Source organism: Aeromicrobium sp. Root495, from assembly GCF_001426755.1.
Taxonomy (GTDB): Bacteria; Actinomycetota; Actinomycetes; order Propionibacteriales; family Nocardioidaceae; genus Aeromicrobium.
The window spans coordinates 1,105,343-1,122,787 of record NZ_LMFJ01000001.1 but is presented as its reverse complement, the minus strand read 5'-3'; the positions used below and the strand labels follow the sequence as shown (position 1 = coordinate 1,122,787).

The following is a 17,445-nucleotide window of genomic DNA, read 5'->3' as shown; positions in this document are numbered from 1 at the left end:
GAACCCATGGCGTGGCAGGATCGGCAGCCGTGACCACCACCTGGAACGACCCCGACGGACCTCGGTTCCGTCGGCTCGTCGACGAGACCCTCGGCGGCCCGCCTCGTGCCGCCGACGTCCTCGGCGCCGGCGTCGTCCTCGTGCACCTCCTCACCGTGGCGGGGATCCTCGCGCTCTCGTGGTTCGACGGCTCGGACCTCCGCCTGCTGCTCGACGTCCGCTCATCGCCCGCTCCGGACGTGGGGACCCTCGCGCGAGGTGGTCCGCTCGTCTGGGTGGTGGCCCAGCTGGGGTCCTTCCCATGGTGGGCCGCAGCCGTGCTGCTCCTCCTGCTGACCGCGCTGGTCGACCTCGCGGCGTGGTGGGCCGTCCGCTCACTCGCAGGACGTCGGCTCCGCACACCGCTGGCCCTCGTGGCCCTCGGCTTCCCAGGCCTCACGATCGCGGCCACCGACCTCTCCACCGGTGTCGTCACCCTCCCGCTCACGGCCCTGCTCGTCGTCGGCCTGACGTGCGCAGAGCTGTTCCGACGCCACGAGCGGCGCCGCGACGTCGTGCTGGCCGCCTCGACACTGGCCCTGGCCGTGGTCCTCGCCGTCGCGCTCGTCTCCACGTCGGGCGCCCTCACGAGCACGGCCGGGCGCTCGGCACCGGCGGTGGCGCTCGGCCTCGTGGGCGCTGCCGCGCTCCTCCCCCGGCTCCGACCACGCCCGGCCGTCCTGGCGACCGGCGTCCTCGCCGTCGCATGCGTCGCGTCCACCATCACGCTGGCCGCGCTCCTCGCCCGGGAGGACGCCACACGCGACTACGTGCGCGGGGTGGAGGACCTGGCTCGCAGCACCGGCACGGTCACCCTGGCCGCCACCGACGTGCCGCCCAACGTCCTGCCACGTCGTCTCGGCTCCACCTCGGTGGCCGAGCTGTTCGCTCGCAGCGACGAGGTGGTGGTCCGCCGCGCCGGGAACGACCTGCGGATGGCCGACGGGCTGGGCTTCGTGCGCCAGCCCCGCGTGGCCGGGGGTGTGGGGACGGTGCCGCCGGCGCCCGGTTCGTGCGGGCAGCTGCTGCGTGGCTCCGGCTCCTCCCGCGCCGTCACGGTCGCGCGGCTCTCCGCACCACGCCGCACCCCGGACGCGTGGGTGTCCATCTCGTACCTCGCGTCCCAGGACGACACCGTCGAGCTGGGTCTCGACGGCACCACCCTGCAGGTCGACGTCCTGCGCGGCGCCCACACCTACCTGCTGCGCGTGGGCTCGAGGACACCCTCCGAGGTGACGCTCAGGGTCGGGACGCGCGGCTCGAGCGTGTGTGTCGGTGTCGTCGGGCTGGGTCCGCTCGTCCCCACGGAGCTCGCATGAGCAGCCGCGTCCTGGTCGACGACCCGATCCCGGGAACGGCCACCCGACAGGACCGCTTCCCTGCGGTCGACAGCCTGCGAGCCGTCGGCGCTCTCGCCGTCGTCCTGACGCACGTCGCGTTCCAGACGGGGCAGTACCCGCGCGGACTCGTGGGCGCCCTCTTCTCACGTCTCGACGTCGGCGTCGCGCTCTTCTTCGTGGTGTCCGGGTTCCTGCTCTCCATCGGGTTCCTGCGCCCGCTGGTGGAGGGTCGACCGACACCAGGGCTCGGCGCGTACGCGCTGAAGCGCGTCCTTCGCATCTGGCCGGTCTTCGTGGTCACCCTCGTGGTGGTGCACCTGACGATCGCCCGCGACCCCGGCCTCGGTTCGTGGGTCCGGTCGCTCACCATGACCACCCTCTACACGCCGGACTACTTCACCGACGGGCTCACCCAGATGTGGAGCCTCGAGACCGAGGTGGCGTTCTACGTCGTGCTTCCCCTCCTGCTGCTGCCCGTCGCCCGGCTCGCCCGACGACGTGTGCTGCGCGGCACCCTCGCGCTGTCGGCGGCCCTCGTCGTCGTGACCATCGTGTGGGTGGCGGTCGCGAGCGGGCGGGTCGACGACCATCGTCCGTTCGCCCACCTCTGGCTGCTGTCGTACCTGGACTGGTTCGCCGCCGGGATCGCGCTCGCCGTGGCGTGGGTCGCCCGGAGCAGAGGTGCGCGCCACCGGGCTCTCGACCTGCTCGACCTCGCCGGCTCCCTGCCGGGCGTCTGCTGGACCCTGGCGTTCAGCTGCCTGCTGGTGGCGTCCACCCCGCTCGCCGGTCCGCTCGACCTCACCCCCTCGACGTCGGCCACCACAGCCGTGGTCAAGAACCTGCTCTACCTCGCCGTGGGCGTGCTGCTCGTGGTCCCGGCGGTGTTCGGCCCGGAGACCCCCTACCGGCGCGTCCTCGAGCACCGCGTCCTGCGCTACCTGGGTCAGATCTCCTACTCGGTGTTCTGCATCCACCTCGTGCTGCTGCACGCCGCGCTCTCGCTGACCTCCACCGAGATCTTCACGGGCAGGTTCTGGCTGGTGGCGCCCGTGACGCTGGCCCTGACCCTGGTCGCGGCGATCGCGCTGCACCACCTCGTGGAGCGTCCCGCGATCAGGCTGGCCGCTCGTCTGACGCGGCCTCGCTCCGCCGCCTGACCCGTCGGGGCCATCCGACCAGCACGACGAAGACCACGACGCCCAGGGCCAGCAGCTGCGGCCAGGCGGACTGTCCCATCCACGCCTGCTGCGTGCCCCACGGCCTCACGGCGTAGGCGGCGTACACGACACCCGCGCCGAGGCCGATCACCCCGACGGACCACCGTCGGAGCAGCACCGCGCCGAGGACGCCGGCAGCACCTGCGGCCAGTCCGGGCCAGCCTGCGAGCACCACGCTCGCGGCGAGCACGACCAGCGCTCCCAGGGCGAGGCCGGGCTCCGCGGCAGGCATCAGCGGGCTCGGCGTCTCAGGGCTCGTGCCTCTGCGGCGCCGGGGCCACACCGCCGCGACCGCGACCAGCAGGAACGTGGCGAGCCCCGTCCAGAGTCCCGCGCGGTAGATCCGATCAGGTCGGTAGCTGAGCTCGACGTCGCCGTCGCCGCGCAGGGTCCAGCCCTGCTGCCATCCGTCGAGGATCGTCCCGGAGAGCTTTCGGCCGTCCTGCGTGGCCGCCCATCCCTCGTTCTGGTTGGCACGGACGAGCAGCAGCTCGCCCGGCGCGCCGGGCGGGACCTCGACGGTGGTGCGCTGCTGGTCCTCGTCGGCCTGCGCGGCTGCCGCGGTGGTCACGGTCGAGGAGGTGGGACCGAGCCTGAGCGACACCGGGCGCACCAGGTCGTTGGCCCGCGTCGTGATGCGGTGCGCACCACGCGCGAGCGCGAGGTTCCTGGTGCCGCACCACCGGACCTCGGACGCACCTCCCGCGTAGAGATCGGCTGGGCTCGCGACGAGCCTCGTCCTCGTGGTGGTGCCGTCGACGTCGACGTCGGGCCCGCTGCCGCAGGGACGGGCCAGCCTCTTCGTGGACAGGGCAGGAGGCGGGGCGTCGGCGTCCCACCGGACCTCGCTGATGCCGACCGGCAGCGTGCGACCCGTGCCGGTCACCGAACCGCCGCTCACCGCGTCGTCGTCGGCCACCAGGCGGACCCGCACGGCATCCGCCCGCACCGGCTCGAACCTGGCCGTCCCGTCGCGCAGGGTGACCGTGCGGGTGGTCCCGTCGGAGAAGTCGAGCACGGCCGCCGTGGCGGTCGAGGCGACGAGGCCACGAGACGTGGTGACCTGGAGGGACGAGAACCTGCGCTCCTTCGGCCACGTGAAGGTCAGGGACGGGTCGTCGTCCTCCGTCGCGGCGACCCAGCCGGTGCGGTCGTCGCCGTCGAGCGCGGCCAGGGGACCCGAGCGAGCGTCGTGGGTGGCCTGCGACGACGCCGTCACCTGGACGTCGCGCCCGGACTGGACCAGGTCCGAGAGCGAGCGCGTCCCCCACGGCCGGACGGTGAAGGACGGGACGTACCTGGCCGAGCCCGCCAGGTCCACCACGCGGTCGAGGATGCGGCCGTCCTCACCGAGGCGCTCGTTCTCGGGAGCGCACCTGACGTCGGAGTCCACCGTGATGCAGCCGTCGCGATCTCCCGCGTCGACGGACAGGGCGATGGTCCGCGGCGCGCCCCAGGCCGGTGGCGCCGTGGGCAGAGCGAGCGGCCGACTCACCGGCACCCCGGGGATGCCGAGCTCGGAGATGCGGAGCGGCTGGAGCAGGTCGGAGCGGGCCTCGACCGAGACGAACGACGTCGTCGCGTCGATCCGGACCGTGGTGGTGTCGCCGGGAGCCAGCTCGGTGCTGATGGAGCTCGTGGAGGTGACGACCCTCAGCGACCTGGACGTGGCGCCCTGGACGGCAGGGGCCGTGATGGTGAGCGAACGGATGGTCCGAGGACGCGTGAGCCGCACGGTCAAGGAGTGCTTCCCGTCGACGGCCCGACCCGAGACCCACGACGTGTCGCCGTCGCCGTCGAGCGCTGCGAACGGCTGCTGTCCCGGCTCGAGCTCCTCCGTGGAGCCGACGTCGGAGGCCGAGGACGACGCCCGGAGCGCCCGCGCGCCCTCGATCCGTGGCACGGCCAGCCAGCGGTCGGCCGTTCCCGTGTCGTAGTCGTGGACGGGCCTCGTGGTCTGCCACGGCTCGTCGAGCGCGATGGAGGCCGAACGGTTGTCGTGCACGCGCCCGTAGTCCACCTCCTGGCGTCGGGAGCCATCGGTCAGCACCCAGCTGTCCGGGACGTCCGAGACGGGGAGGTCGCGGGCGAACTGCACGGGTGCTCTTCCCACGGCCCCCATCTCCAAGGACGAGAGCAGCGACGCGGAGTCGCCGACGAACCGCGTGAGCGCTCCCACGCCGAGGACCTCCGCGTTGGTGGCCGAGACAGCAGGTGCCTGGACGCGATACACCTCGATGGCCCGTGATCGTGTCTGCCGTCCGTCGTCGACGAAGACCGCGGAGCGGCTGCCGTCGTCCAGGCGGGTCTCGCCACCCAGCTCGGGACCGAAGGACGCCACCTTCACGAGGCCGGGGGTGTCGGCCACCGCCTCGCGGACGCGGGCGACGCTCGGCGTGGCCCGGTCGGGACGCAGGTCGTTGCGCACCACGATCTTCCCGATGCCGGCGCGGACGAGGAAGTCGTGGAGGCCCGACGAGCCTTGGCCGTTCACGAGCCGCGACTCGATGGCGTCCATCATCCGGATGTTGGCCCCCGGCACGAGGGGGATGACGCTCCGGGTGACCCAGGGAGCGTCGGCGAGCGCCTGCACCGCCTCGTCCATGGGACGGCCCCACACGTAGTCGCCGAACGGCGCGCCGGGCGCCACGTAGGTGCGCCGCCCGTCGTCGTGGTCCTCGAGCCAGGCCGCCGCCTGCTTCCAGTACTGCGGGGTGGCCTCGAAGCCTCCTGCGGACGCGAGCCCGGTGGACCACACGACGCTCGCGCTGCCCACGACCGCGACGGTGGCCAGGACGCCCACGCCGAGTCGGACGGCGCCGAGCTCGGGGACGAGCCGTCGCCGGCCGTCCGCGGCACCCTCGACGAGCGACGTCCCCGCCACCGTGACGACGTGCGCCAGCCCCAGGACGAGCGGGATCCGGATGAGCACGTCCCACTTGTGGGTGTTGCGCATGGGTGCGAGGACGCCGTCGAGCAGGTCCTGGAGCGTCGGCGCGAGGATGCCCTGCGGGCTTCCCAGGTGACCCATCGTGACGAGGAACAGCCCGGACAGCAGGCTCAGGGCCAGGAATCGACGCTCGGGGAGGTCGCGGCGCGAGAGTCCGACCAGCCCCAGGAGCACCACGATGCCGCCCTGCAGGATCACGACCGGCTCGGTGAGCAGCGTGCGACCGGCGCTGTAGTCGGCGCCGACGTAGGGCACCCACTTGGTGGTGCCGCGCAAGGCGTCGGCGATCGTGGCCGGCGAGGTCGTGGCCGCCGCGCTCTCGATGTAGTCGAGGAACGGCGGGCTGTACCGGCCCAGCACGAGCAGCGGCACGAGCCACCACAGGGTGGCCATGACCATGAAGAGGAGCCACCAGCCGCCGAGTCGCACGGAACGCCACGACGGCTTGCGGGTGAGGATCCAGAGCGCAGCGAGCGGTCCCACGGCCGCCGAGGCCACGGCGTTGACGCCACCGACGAAGCCGGCCGCGAAGCCGCTGCGCGCTGCCGACCGCCACAGCGGGCGGCCCTGAGTGGCCAGCACGAGCGGGACGAGCACCCACGGTGCGACGGCGGACGGCCAGTTCTCGATGGAGATGGGCCCGGTGTTGGTGAGCATGCGGGGCGACAGGGCGAACGCGAAGCCCGCGAGGACCTGCGTCCACGGCCCACCGATGCCCAGGACGCGCGCGAGCCGGACGACGCCCAGGAAGGCGACGACGAGCACGAGCGTCCACCACAGTCGCTGGACGACCCACTCGGGCAGCCCGACCTCGTGCCCCGCCAGGAAGAAGGGACCCATGGGGAACAGGTAGCCGTAGGCCTGGTTCTGCACCTGACCGAAGTTGCCCAGCGGGTCCCACAGGTGCAGGACCTTGGCGAGCATGAGCCCGGGACGCTCGGACAGGTCGTACTTCGTGTCGCCGACGATCTGGCCGGGGGCCTGCACGAACGTCACGGCGGCGAGCAGGACGCAGCACGCGATCAGCCGGACGCGCCACACGACGTCCTCCCGCGTCATCGGCGCCGGCCCACGAGGACCACGTTCCACAAGCCGAGCTCGCGCAGGCCCGGCACCCGCACGAGCCAGTGCATCCACCGGGGCAGGTAGCGCGGGAAGGCCCGGACGTCCACGAGGTCAGGGTGGGTGCGGAGCCAACGCACGCCCGATCCTGCCGTGACGGCGAAGAGCGACTCCCCGAACTTGTTCTTGGGTTCGTGACCGTGCTTGCGGACGTAGCGTCGGCGCGCGTAGCGACCCCCGAGCAGGTGCCACGGTGCGGTCTCGTGTCCGCCCCACGGCCCCCACCAGAGCGTGTAGGCGATGACGACCAGGCCGCCGGGCCGGGTCACGCGCACCATCTCGTCGGCCATGGTCCAGGGCTCCACCACGTGCTCGAGGACGTTGGAGGAGTAGCTCACGTCGAAGGCACCGTCGGCGAAGGGAAGGTCCATGCCGCTGCCGATCACCATGCTGGCGCCGGGGTGCCCACGGCCGGTGAGCTCGGCGTGGTCGGCGTCGAGCCCGACGTACCGCGCGCCGGCCGCACGGAAGGCGTCGGCGAAGTAGCCCGGTCCGCCGCCGACGTCGAGGAGCATCGCTCCCTCGATGGGTCCGAAGGCCTCGACCTGGTGGACGGAGTCCTGCGCCAGAGGACCGTAGAAACGGTCCGGATCGCTCTGCTCGTGGCCGAAGGCCCGGAACAGTCGCCACGAACGCCCCAGCGTGTGGCGGAACCGGTGCTCAGTCACGGCGGGAACGATACCCCGCAGGTGGCCCACCCCCGGGTTAGGATGGGGGTGCCGTGTTGAGGGACGCGGTGCTGCGTTGAGGGACGCGGCTCGAGGGAACCGGCGCGAGCCGGACGAGGGAGGGACCGGCTCCGGCCGGGACGTCATTGCACATCCTTTTCTGCAACTGGCGCGACACCCGTGGCCCTGAGGGCGGCGGGTCCGAGCGCTACGTCGAGACCATGGCCGAAGGGCTGGCCGCGCGCGGGCACCAGGTCACCATCGCGTGCGCCGAGCACGAGGCCGCGCCGCGCGACGAGACCGTCAACGGGGTCCGCTACGTGCGCCGTGGCACCAAGCTCCACATCTACCTCACCACGCCCCTGCGCCTGCTGACCCGCCGCTACGGCAAGGTCGACGTCGTCGTCGACGTGCAGAACGGCCTGCCGTTCTTCACCCGACTCGCCACCCGCAAGCCGGTCGTGGTCCTCGTGCACCACGTCCACCGCGAGCAGTGGCCCGTGGTCTACCCCGGCCTCACCGGACGCATCGGCTGGTGGATCGAGAGCCGTCTCGCGCCGCGCCTGTACCGCCGCAGCCGGTACGTCACCGTCTCCGACGCCACCCGCATGGAGCTCATCGACCTCGGCGTCGACCGCGACCGACTCACCGTCGTGCACAACGGGACGGACCCCGCGCCCGAGACCGTCTCCGTGCGCTCGGCGTCCCCCCGGCTCTGCGTGCTGGGCCGCCTCGTCCCGCACAAGCAGGTCGAGCACGCCATCGACGCGCTGGCCGTGCTGCGCGCCGGCCGACCGGACGCCGAGCTCGACGTCGTGGGTGCCGGCTGGTGGGAGGACGACCTCCGCGCCTACGCCGAGCGTTCCGGAGTGGCCGACGCCGTCCACTTCCACGGGTTCGTCGACGAGCAGACCAAGCACGAGATCCTCGCCCGCTCGTGGCTCATGCTCATGCCGTCCCTCAAGGAGGGCTGGGGCATCGTGATCGGCGAGGCCGGCACGCACGGGACGCCCACCGTGGCCTATGCCTCGGCGGGCGGGACCTTGGAGTCCATCGACCACAAGGACTCGGGGTACCTCGCCGACGACCACGACGACCTCGTCAGCACCGTCGTCGGTCTGGTCTCCGACGACGAGTGGCGCACGTTCCTCGGTGAGGGCGCTCGGCTCAAGGCGGCGCAGTACTCGTGGCCGCGCTCGGCCTCGGCCTTCGCCGACGTGGCGGAGCACCCCCGGCCCTGAGCTCCTGGCCGGAGCCCCCGCACGCAGAAGAGCCCGGACCATCTGGTCCGGGCTCTTCTGCGTGCTTCCGTGGGCTGCGATCAGCTGCCGTAGCTCACGGTCGAGGTCTTGATGGGCGCGTTGCCGGCGCTCTCCTGCGACGACACGACGCCGTAAGCAGTGGCGCACGCGAGCGCGAGCCCGATGATGGTGGCGGCGATTCCGCCCGTGATGGACTTGGTTCTCACAGTGATGGTCCCTCCCTCGAAGACGCCGTCAGCCTACCAGCGAGAGGGTCACCTCCCGAGCAGGCGGCGAAGCACGCCCACGAGCGAGAGCAGCGCCACCAGCCCGGCGACGGAGAAGGCCGCCGTCATGATGATCCGTTCCTCCTGGGCCACGTCCCGGACGCGGGCGCCAGGGACGGCCCGGACCCGCGGCGCAGAGGTGTCGGTGCCCGACACGACGACCCCGATGCCCTCGGCCGCCAGCGCCCGGTCGCGCCGTCGCTCGGGTCCCCTGAGGATCGTGCGGACGCGGCGTGCCCGCGGGTCCTCCCCCGCCACCGTGAGCCCGCCGACCACGAGACGGTCGTCCGTCACGGTGTCGCGATCGAAGAAGCGCCCGGCGGGGTCGAGGACCGGACGGTCGTCGTTCCAGGACGGTGCCCGGTAGGCGGTGAAGGGCAGGACGAGGACGTCGCCCCGCACGTCGAGCGCGGCCACCTCGCCTGCGGCCCTCGTCCAGCCGGCGGGGTACTCGACCGGCTCGAGCCGGCCCCCGACGCCGTCGGCGAGGTCGGGGAGGGCAGCGAGCGGGAGCAGGACGCCGAGCACGGCCGGCACGGCCCACGCGCCACGTGTGGTCTCGAGCGCGCGCAGGCGGGTGACCAGGAACGCCACGCCGTGTCCGAGCGCGACGACCTCGAGGAGGGCGAGGAGGGGCAGGTAGCGCGTCCCGTCGCGGAGGAGGGCGAGCGGACCGAAGGCATCGATCCCGCGGCTCACGAGGTCGGGCGCCCACCAGCCGGACCACGCCAGGAGGAGGCCCACGACGGCCAGCAGGCTCAACGAGACGCCCAGTCCCCGGTCCGTGCGCAGGAGGCGGACGAGTCCGACCACCATGACGACCCACAGCACGAGCACGATGAGCGCCACGAGGAGCAGGCCGCGCGAGTCCGGGACGACGTCGCGGTTCCAGATGCCACCGAGGGCCAGCACCGCGCCGACACGGCCGAACGGACCTTCGGGCTCCACCGCGAACGAGCGCACCGCCCCCGAGTCGGGAGCGAGGGCGTCGGAGTTGAGCAGCGCCGCGGCGATCCAGGGGGCGTTGACGAGCGCACCCAGCACGACCGGACCGACGACGCGCCGTCCGACCACGACGGCCACGAGCACGCCCATGAGCCCCGAGGCCGGCGTGAGGGCCGTGCCGACCAGCGCGAGTGCGTACACCGACCGTCGGTCCTCGCGCAGGCCCACCACGAGCCAGAACAGCGCGCCGTAGGCGACGAGCAGCGGCCACTGGCCGAGCACGAGGCGCTCGGCCACGAAGGGGTTCCAGAGGGCGAAGGTGGCGGCGGCCATCTGGGCGGGGAGCCCCAGCTCGCGGACCAGCCTGGCCCCGCCGGTGGCTGCGAGGACGAGGGCGCCGAGCAGCACGACGCGCTGCACGACCTGTGGGTCCACGGCGGCACCGAGCAGGGACGCCACGGCGTCCGAGGGGACGGCACGAGGCAGGGCGCTGCCGAGGCCCCACACGTCGGAACGGCTCAGCTCCAGGCGCGGCACCCAGACCATGTCGTAGGACAGCACGTAGCCGCCTCGGAACCACGGCACACCCACGAGCAGGGCGAGCAGCGCCGACCACTGCAGCACGATGCTCCGCCGCCAGGTCTCCACGTGCCTCCTTCGTCCTCGGACACCTTAGTCAGGAGGTCGGGCCGAGCGTGGCGACTTGGGCGGCCCCGTGCATCGTTAGGGTGGGCCGGTGACCTCGAACGCCCCCGGTGCCGGCCTGCGCGGGACCACCGTCGTCGCCGCGGGGATGATGGTCTCCAACGTCACCGTCTACGGGTTCAGCGTGGCCTCGGCCCGCCTCCTCGTCCCCGCCGAGCTGGGCGCGGTCACGGCGCTCCTCGGCATCCTGCTCATCGGCAACGTCCTCTCGCTCGGCCTCCAGGCCACCACTGCCCGGCGGCTGGCCATCGACCCCGAGCACCAGGGCGAGGTCATCGGCGTCGTCCGGCGGGTCACCGTTCTCGCGGGGCTTGCGGGCGGTGCCGTGGTGGCCGCTGCGAGCGTCGTCCTCACGCCGGCGCTCAAGCTGGACTCCCCTGTTCCCGTCCTTCTGTGCGGCCTGACGCTCGTGCCGCTCACCATCATGGGCGCCCAGGCCGGCATCGCGCAGGGCACCGAGCAGTGGCAGCTCCTCGCCCGCATCTACGTCGCCAACGGGGTGGGACGGCTCCTCTGCGGCGCCGCCGCGCTGGTCATCGACCCCAGCACGACGAGCGCCATGGTCGGCATCGCCGTCGGGGCCTGCGTGCCCGTCCTGGCCGGTCTCCCCGTGCTCAAGGCACCGTCGACCCCCACCACGGCCGCCAGCCGGCGCCCGTTCATCACCGAGGCCTTCCACGGCACGCACGCCCTCCTGGCGTACTTCGTGCTGAGCAGCGCCGACTCGCTCATCGCCCGCAACCAGTTCGACGAGCACGACAGCGGTCTCTACGCCGCCGGACTGATCCTCACGAAGGCAGCCCTGTTCCTCCCCCAGTTCGTGAGCGTCGTGCTGTTCCCTGCACTCGCCCGTGACACGACGTCGCGCTCACGGCTGCGAGCCGTCTCGCTCGTGGCCGCGTGCTGTGCCCTGGCCGTGGCGGCGACGGCGATCCTCCCCCGGCTCGCGCTCGTGCTCGTGGGCGGCCCGCAGTACGAGGAGATTGCCGACCGGCTCTGGCTCTTCGCGCTCTCCGGATCCTGCCTGGCCCTGGCGAACGTCCTCGTGCTGGATGCGCTCGCACGACGGGCCCACGGCGTGGTGGCGCTCATCTGGGTGGCCGTGGGAGTGGTGGGAGGCGTGGCCTACGGCACCGACGTCCACATCACCGGGCTCGTCGTGACCGTGGGCGCAGTCTCCGGCGTGCTGGCGGCCGCGCTGGGCCTGGCGCCGCTGGTGACGCGACGACGAGCCGCGTCCGACCGCAGCACCACGCCGCACTAGCCAGCCCCAGGCCTCGGCCTCCCGAGCGCTGGTCCGGACCCACCGCTCAGTGAGCGGCCTCGTGCCACGTGCGGCCCACGCCGACGGACACGTCGAGCGGCACCGAGAGGTCGGCGGCCGCCGCCATGTGCTCCCGCACGATCTGCTCGACCTGCTCGCGCTCCCCCGCCGCCACCTCGAGCACGAGCTCGTCGTGGACCTGGAGGAGCAGGCGCGAGCCGAGGTCGCCGTCGCGCAGGGCGGCGTCGACTCCCAGCATGGCGACCTTGATGATGTCGGCGGCCGAGCCCTGGATGGGCGCGTTGAGCGCCATCCGCTCGGCCATCTCGCGCCGCTGCCGGTTGTCGCTCTGGAGGTCCGGAAGATAGCGACGGCGACCCATGATGGTGGCGGTGAAGCCGGTCTGCCTGGCCTCGTCGACGACTCCGCGGAGGTAGTCGCGCACGCCGCCGAACGTCTCGAAGTAGTCGTCCATGAGGGCCTGCGCCTCGCCCGTCGTGATGGCGAGCTGCTGGCTGAGCCCGTAGGAGGAGAGACCATAGGCGAGGCCGTAGTTCATGGCCTTGATGCGGGCGCGCAGGCCACCGTCGATGTCGGTGGGCTCGCGCTCGAAGACCTTGGCGGCCATGACGGTGTGGAAGTCGTGGCCGGAGCGGAACGCCTCGATGAGGTCGGCGTCCTCGGACAGGTGCGCCATGATGCGCATCTCGATCTGGGAGTAGTCGGCCGTCAGCAGGGTCTCGTAGCCGTCGCCGACGCAGAACGCCTCACGGATGCGTCGGCCGGACTCCGTGCGGATGGGGATGTTCTGCAGGTTGGGGTCGGCCGAGCTGAGCCGGCCCGTGGCCGCGATGGTCTGGGCGTACGTGGTGTGGATGCGGCCGTCGGGCTGCACGGTCTTCTGCAGGCCCTCGACGGTCTGGCGCAGGCGGGTGACGTCGCGGTGCGCGAGCAGGTGCTCCAGGAAGGGGTGCCCGCTCGAGGCGAACAGGGACTGCAGCGCCTCGGCGTCGGTGGTGTAGCCCGTCTTGGTGCGCTTGGTCTTGGGCAGCTCCAGCTGCTCGAAGAGGACCTCCTGCAGCTGTTTGGGCGACCCGAGGTTCACCTCGCGGCCGATGGCGTCGTAGGCCTCTCCGGCCGCCTGGAGCATGCGCTCGGTGAACTCGGCGTGCAGTCCGTCGAGGTGCTCGGAGTCGACCGCGATGCCGTGGGTCTCCATGGTGAGCAGGACGTCGACGAGCGGGAGCTCGAGCTCGCGCAGCAGGCCGAGCGACTCCGACTGCACCAGCTCGGCCTCGATGACGCCCCACAGGTCGAGCGCAGCACGCGCCCGCTGGGCGAGGGCCTCCGCACCGGCGGAGTCGTCGTCGAAAGCCAGCTGACCGGAGGAGTCCCCCGCGGTGAGCTCACGCTTGAGGTAGCGCAGGGAGAGGTCGGCCAGGTCGTAGGAGCGCTGGTCAGGCTTCACGAGGTACGTGGCGAGGGCCGTGTCGGCGGCGATCCCACGCACTGACCAGCCCTGCGCGCCGAGCGCGTGCAGCTGGCCCTTCAGGTCGTGCAGCACCTTGGGGCGCCGGTCGTCGGCGAGCCAGGCGGCCAAGGCTGCTTCGTCGGCAGGCTCGAGCGTCTCGGTGCTGATCCAGGCCGCGGCGCCGGACGCGGCGGCCACCGAGACGGCGTCGGCCCGGGCGCCCACCGGACGCAGGACACCCTCGACCTGCAGACCCACCGGGTCGCTTCCGGCGTGCTCGGTGAGCCAGGGCTCCACCTGTCCGGCACCGAGGACGGTGACGTCCACGTCGACGCCGGCCTCGGCCTCGACGTGCTCGTCGCCGCCGCCGAGGTACTCGAAGAGTCGGGTGCGCAGGGCGGCGAACTCCAGTGCGTCGAAGACCTGGTGGATGGCGTCGCGGTTCCACTCGGTGCTGAAGGCGAGGTCGGCGGGACCCTGGGGAAGGTCGAGGTCACGCACGAGGGCGTTGATCCGGCGGTTGCGCAGGACGTCGTCGAGGTGGGCCCGCAACGACTCACCCGCCTTGCCCGGGACCGCCTCGACGTCGGCCACGAGGGCCTCGAGGTTGCCGTAGGCGTTGATCCACTTGGCCGCGGTCTTGGGACCGACGCCGGGGACACCGGGCAGGTTGTCGCTCGTCTCGCCCACGAGCGCGGCGATCTCGGGATAGTGCTCCGGCGTGACCCCGTACTTCTCCTCGACGGCCTGCGGTGTCATGCGCGCGAGGTCGGAGACGCCCTTCTTGGGGTACAGCACCGTGGTGGTCTCGGTGACGAGCTGCAGGGCGTCGCGGTCGCCGGTGCAGATGAGCACCTCCATGCCCGCGGCGCCGGCCTGCGTGGCGAGGGTGCCGATGATGTCGTCGGCCTCGAACCCGTCCTTCTCGAACGTGGGGATGGCGAGGGCGTCGAGCACCTCCTTGATGAGGGTGACCTGGCCCTTGAACTCCGCCGGCGAGGCACTGCGGGTGCCCTTGTAGTCGGCGTACTCCTCGCTGCGGAAGGTCTTGCGCGAAACGTCGAAAGCCACCGCCACGTGGGTGGGTGCCTCGTCACGCAGCACGTTGATGAGCATCGACGTGAACCCGAAGACAGCGTTGGTGTGCTGCCCCGTGGTCGTGGCGAAGTTCTCGACGGGGAGGGCGAAGAAGGCTCGGTAGGCGACGGAATGACCGTCGATCAGCAGCAGGCGGTCCACCCGGTCGACTGTAGTGGTCGGCGGTGACAGCGCGAGGGCGGCTAGGCCTTGGTGCGGCCGCCGTGCCGACGTCGCAGCGTGCGCCGCACCGCGATCAGCTTGCCGGTGTCGCGCGAGTGCGTGACCTTGCCGGTGAGCCGTGAGCGCAGCTTGCTGGAGGAGATGGCCCGCAGCACGGCGATCTGGTTGAAGCCCAGCTTCGTGAGGTAGCGGTTGGGCTCCCGGGCGTGCGCCGGGATGGAGGCCACCACGAACTCGCAGTCGTTCTCGTCGCCGTAGCTGGCCGCGGCCGACAGCAGCGTGGAGGCGACGGAGCGACGGCGGAAGCGCGGCGACACCTGGATCTCGGTGACGATGAGCATGGCGGTGAGCGTGATGGGCGTCAGGGTGCTGACGTAGCAGACCGTCGCACCGATGATCTCGCCCTCGCTGAGCGCGACGATGATGCGCTTGCCCGGGTGCTGGAGGTGGATCTCGAGGGCCGAGGCCGCCTCGGCCACGGAGGGCTCGCGCCACAGGGACTGCTGCGTGAACGCCTCGGCGCCCTCGTCGGCGCTGGCCCCGGCGCACTCGCGCCACAGCGCGATGAGGCCGGCAGCGTCCTCGGTGTCCGCGTCGCGAAGCTCCAGCGCGGGACGGGGTGCCATGACGCTCCTGACGGGATCGTGGGGGAAGATCGTGGCCGACGCAGCGATCACGCGCGGACCGATCACGATGGGGGAACCATACATGTTCATCGGCGCCGGCACGGCGGCCAACGTGGCCACCGTGCTGATCGGCTCGGGCCTCGGTCTGCTCGTCGGTCACCGGCTGGACGAGCGGGTCCGCACCACCGTGACGACGGCCTTGGGACTGGTGACGCTGCTCATCGCGGCACAGGCCGCGATGGACGTCTCGGCGTCGGAGCTCACCTCGGCCGTCGACCGCGGCGCCCCGACCCTCGTCGTGCTGGGCTCGCTCGCTATCGGCGGGATGATCGGCTCGATCCTGCGGCTCGAGGACGCTCTCGAGCGGTTCGGCGGGCGGCTCCAGAAGGTGCTGGCCCGTGGCGAGGACGAGGGTCGCTTCGTGGAGGGCTTCGTCGTGAGCACCCTCGTGTTCTGCGTGGGCCCGCTCACGATCCTCGGCTCGATCAACGAGGGGCTCGGTCGCGGGGCCGACCAGCTGTTCCTCAAGTCCGTGCTCGACGGGTTCGCCTCGCTCGCGTTCGCCGCGTCGCTCGGCATCGGCGTCATGGCCTCGGCGCTCGCCGTGGGCGTGGTCCAGGGCTCGCTCACGGTGGTGGGGGTGCTCCTCGGGTCCGTCCTGCCGGAGCCACACCTCTTCGCGTTGAGCGCCACCGGCGGACTGATCCTGGTCGGGGTCGCCCTGCGCCTCCTCGACGTGAAGCAGCTGCCGGTCGCCGACCTGCTGCCGGCCCTGCTGGTCGCACCCCTGCTCACGCAGCTCGCCGTCTCGCTGCACTGAGCGTGCCTCGAACCGACTTCACCGAACTGTTACATCGCACTGCGCCGAGACCCCGTGCAGAGGAACCCTCCCGGGCTATGCTCCGGGAACGACTCGCCTCCACGACCTACAGGAGTCACGCGTGCGACTGCGACTGGCAGCCCTCGTCCCCTTGGTTTTCTGCTTGACAGCGCTCGGTGCGCTGTTCACGCCGACCCAGGCCGACGAGACCCCTGCTCCCTCCCCGGCGGCCTCCGCCTCGGCCGGAGCCACCTCCTCACCCCCCGACGCCGACTACTACATCGCCGTCCAGCTCCTCGACAGCTCCAAGAAGGCTGCGGACGGGACGTCGGGCGTGCCCGTTCCCGACGTCAAGCTGACGGTGGTCGACGACGCCAAGGCCGACGTCGGCTCGTCCGTCACGGACGCCGAGGGACGGGTGTACATCCCCATCGACGGTGGTGGCAAGTACACCGTCGAGCTCGACGAGGACTCCCTGCCGGACGGCGTGAAGCTCTCCGGCTCGGCCTCCACCACCAAGACGGTGCAGGTCTTCCTGGAGGGCGCGACCAACGTCCAGTTCCAGATCGGCGTCACGGCCGTCAAGGCCACGCCGTTCCTGACGGAGTTCTCGCAGGCGATGTTCAACGGCATCAAGTACGGCCTGATCATCGCGCTCGCCGGCCTCGGGCTCTCGCTCGTCTTCGGCACCACGGGCCTCACGAACTTCGCGCACGGCGAGCTCATCACCTTCGGCGCCATCGCGGCGTACGTCTTCAACCGCGGCTTCGGACTGCCGGTCATCATCGCCGGCATCCTGGCGGTGGTCGCGTCGGCTGCGCTCGGCTGGATCCAGGACAAGGGACTGTGGGGTCCGCTCCGCAAGCGGGGCACCGGCCTGATCGCCATGATGATCGTCTCGATCGGCCTCGCGCTGCTGGTCCGCAGCCTCTTCCAGTACTTCTTCGGCGGGTCCACGCGCACGTACTCCGAGTACGTCGCGCAGGGCCCCAACAAGATCGGGTCCCTGCGGATCGCCGACAAGGAGCTGGCCATCGTCGGCATCGCGATCATCGTGATCGTCGTGACGTGCATCCTGCTGGCGCGCACCCGGCTCGGCAAGGCCATGCGGGCCGTCGCCGACAACCCGGCCCTCGCCGCCTCGTCCGGCATGCGGGTCGACAGCGTCATCACCGCGGTGTGGGTGCTCGGCACGGCCCTGACAGGCCTCTCCGGCGTGCTCTACGCGGTCGACAAGCAGGTCAGCTTCGTCATGGGCTTCAAGATCCTGCTGCTCGTCTTCGCGGCGGTCACGCTCGGCGGACTCGGCACCATCTGGGGCGCCATCCTCGGCTCGCTCATCATCGGCATCGTCGACGAGGTCGGGCCCGTGTTCGGAGTGCCGGCCTCGATCAAGGATGTCGGGCCGCTGCTGGTGCTGGTCCTGATCCTGTTGGTCAGACCACAAGGCCTCCTCGGCAAAGCGCAGAGAATCGGTTAGGGACAGC

Annotated in this window: 12 protein-coding genes; 6 read left to right on the top strand and 6 right to left on the bottom strand. The window is 71.9% G+C overall.

What is annotated here, in order from left to right:
* Positions 1–29: 29 nt before the first annotated feature.
* On the top strand, positions 30–1,358 hold the full coding sequence (locus ASD11_RS18375; protein ID WP_056284411.1) for a hypothetical protein: 1,329 nt from the start codon (positions 30–32) through the stop codon (positions 1,356–1,358).
* Positions 1,355–2,539: an acyltransferase family protein gene (locus ASD11_RS18370; protein ID WP_056284408.1), complete on the top strand. Its 1,185-nt coding sequence runs from the start codon at positions 1,355–1,357 to the stop codon at positions 2,537–2,539. Before ASD11_RS18375 ends, ASD11_RS18370 begins: the two co-directional genes overlap by 4 nt.
* Here ASD11_RS18370 and ASD11_RS05640 read toward each other — a convergent pair.
* On the bottom strand, positions 2,496–6,608 hold the full coding sequence (locus ASD11_RS05640; RefSeq protein WP_056284406.1) for an alpha-(1->3)-arabinofuranosyltransferase domain-containing protein: 4,113 nt from the start codon (positions 6,606–6,608) through the stop codon (positions 2,496–2,498). The two genes, ASD11_RS18370 and ASD11_RS05640, sit on opposite strands and share 44 nt — an antisense overlap.
* Positions 6,605–7,339 carry a class I SAM-dependent methyltransferase gene (locus tag ASD11_RS05635; protein ID WP_235503250.1) on the bottom strand — a complete coding sequence of 245 codons (735 nt, stop codon included), beginning with the start codon at positions 7,337–7,339 and terminating at the stop codon, positions 6,605–6,607. The genes ASD11_RS05640 and ASD11_RS05635 overlap by 4 nt, the downstream gene beginning before the upstream one ends.
* 146 nt (positions 7,340–7,485) lie before the next feature.
* Between ASD11_RS05635 and ASD11_RS05630 the strand changes: the two genes are divergently transcribed.
* Entirely contained in the window at positions 7,486–8,580 is a 1,095-nt protein-coding gene (locus ASD11_RS05630; protein ID WP_268750676.1) for a glycosyltransferase family 4 protein, read from the top strand.
* 80 nt (positions 8,581–8,660) lie between these two features.
* Here the strand turns inward: ASD11_RS05630 and ASD11_RS18050 are convergent, their stop codons facing one another.
* Both ASD11_RS18050 and ASD11_RS05625 read right to left on the bottom strand, forming a co-directional pair.
* A complete protein-coding gene (locus ASD11_RS18050) occupies positions 8,661–8,807 on the bottom strand; it encodes a hypothetical protein (protein WP_156464608.1) in 147 nt (48 codons plus the stop codon).
* Between the two features lie 48 nt (positions 8,808–8,855).
* On the bottom strand, positions 8,856–10,460 hold the full coding sequence (locus tag ASD11_RS05625; RefSeq protein WP_056284404.1) for a hypothetical protein: 1,605 nt from the start codon (positions 10,458–10,460) through the stop codon (positions 8,856–8,858).
* Positions 10,461–10,548: 88 nt separating this feature from the next.
* On the opposite strand from ASD11_RS05625, the gene ASD11_RS05620 reads away from it, so the two are divergent.
* Positions 10,549–11,781, top strand: a complete 1,233-nt coding sequence (locus ASD11_RS05620) for a lipopolysaccharide biosynthesis protein (RefSeq protein WP_056284401.1) — start codon at positions 10,549–10,551, stop codon at positions 11,779–11,781.
* 46 nt (positions 11,782–11,827) lie between these two features.
* On the opposite strand, the gene polA is transcribed toward ASD11_RS05620, so the two are convergent.
* Both polA and ASD11_RS05610 read right to left on the bottom strand, forming a co-directional pair.
* Complete coding sequence (gene polA, locus ASD11_RS05615; RefSeq protein WP_056284399.1) at positions 11,828–14,491, bottom strand: DNA polymerase I; 2,664 nt, start codon at positions 14,489–14,491, stop codon at positions 11,828–11,830.
* Between the two features lie 41 nt (positions 14,492–14,532).
* A complete protein-coding gene (locus tag ASD11_RS05610; protein WP_162246462.1) occupies positions 14,533–15,138 on the bottom strand; it encodes a GNAT family N-acetyltransferase in 606 nt (201 codons plus the stop codon).
* On the opposite strand from ASD11_RS05610, the gene ASD11_RS05605 reads away from it, so the two are divergent.
* Together ASD11_RS05605 and ASD11_RS05600 are read left to right on the top strand one after the other, a co-directional pair.
* The gene (locus tag ASD11_RS05605; protein WP_235503249.1) at positions 15,137–15,958 is read left to right on the top strand and encodes a DUF554 domain-containing protein; all 822 of its coding nucleotides are present in this window, start codon (positions 15,137–15,139) and stop codon (positions 15,956–15,958) included. The two genes, ASD11_RS05610 and ASD11_RS05605, sit on opposite strands and share 2 nt — an antisense overlap.
* A 121-nt stretch (positions 15,959–16,079) precedes the next feature.
* Positions 16,080–17,438, top strand: coding sequence for a branched-chain amino acid ABC transporter permease (locus tag ASD11_RS05600; protein WP_156464606.1), 1,359 nt, complete (start codon positions 16,080–16,082; stop codon positions 17,436–17,438).
* Positions 17,439–17,445 lie beyond the last annotated feature (7 nt).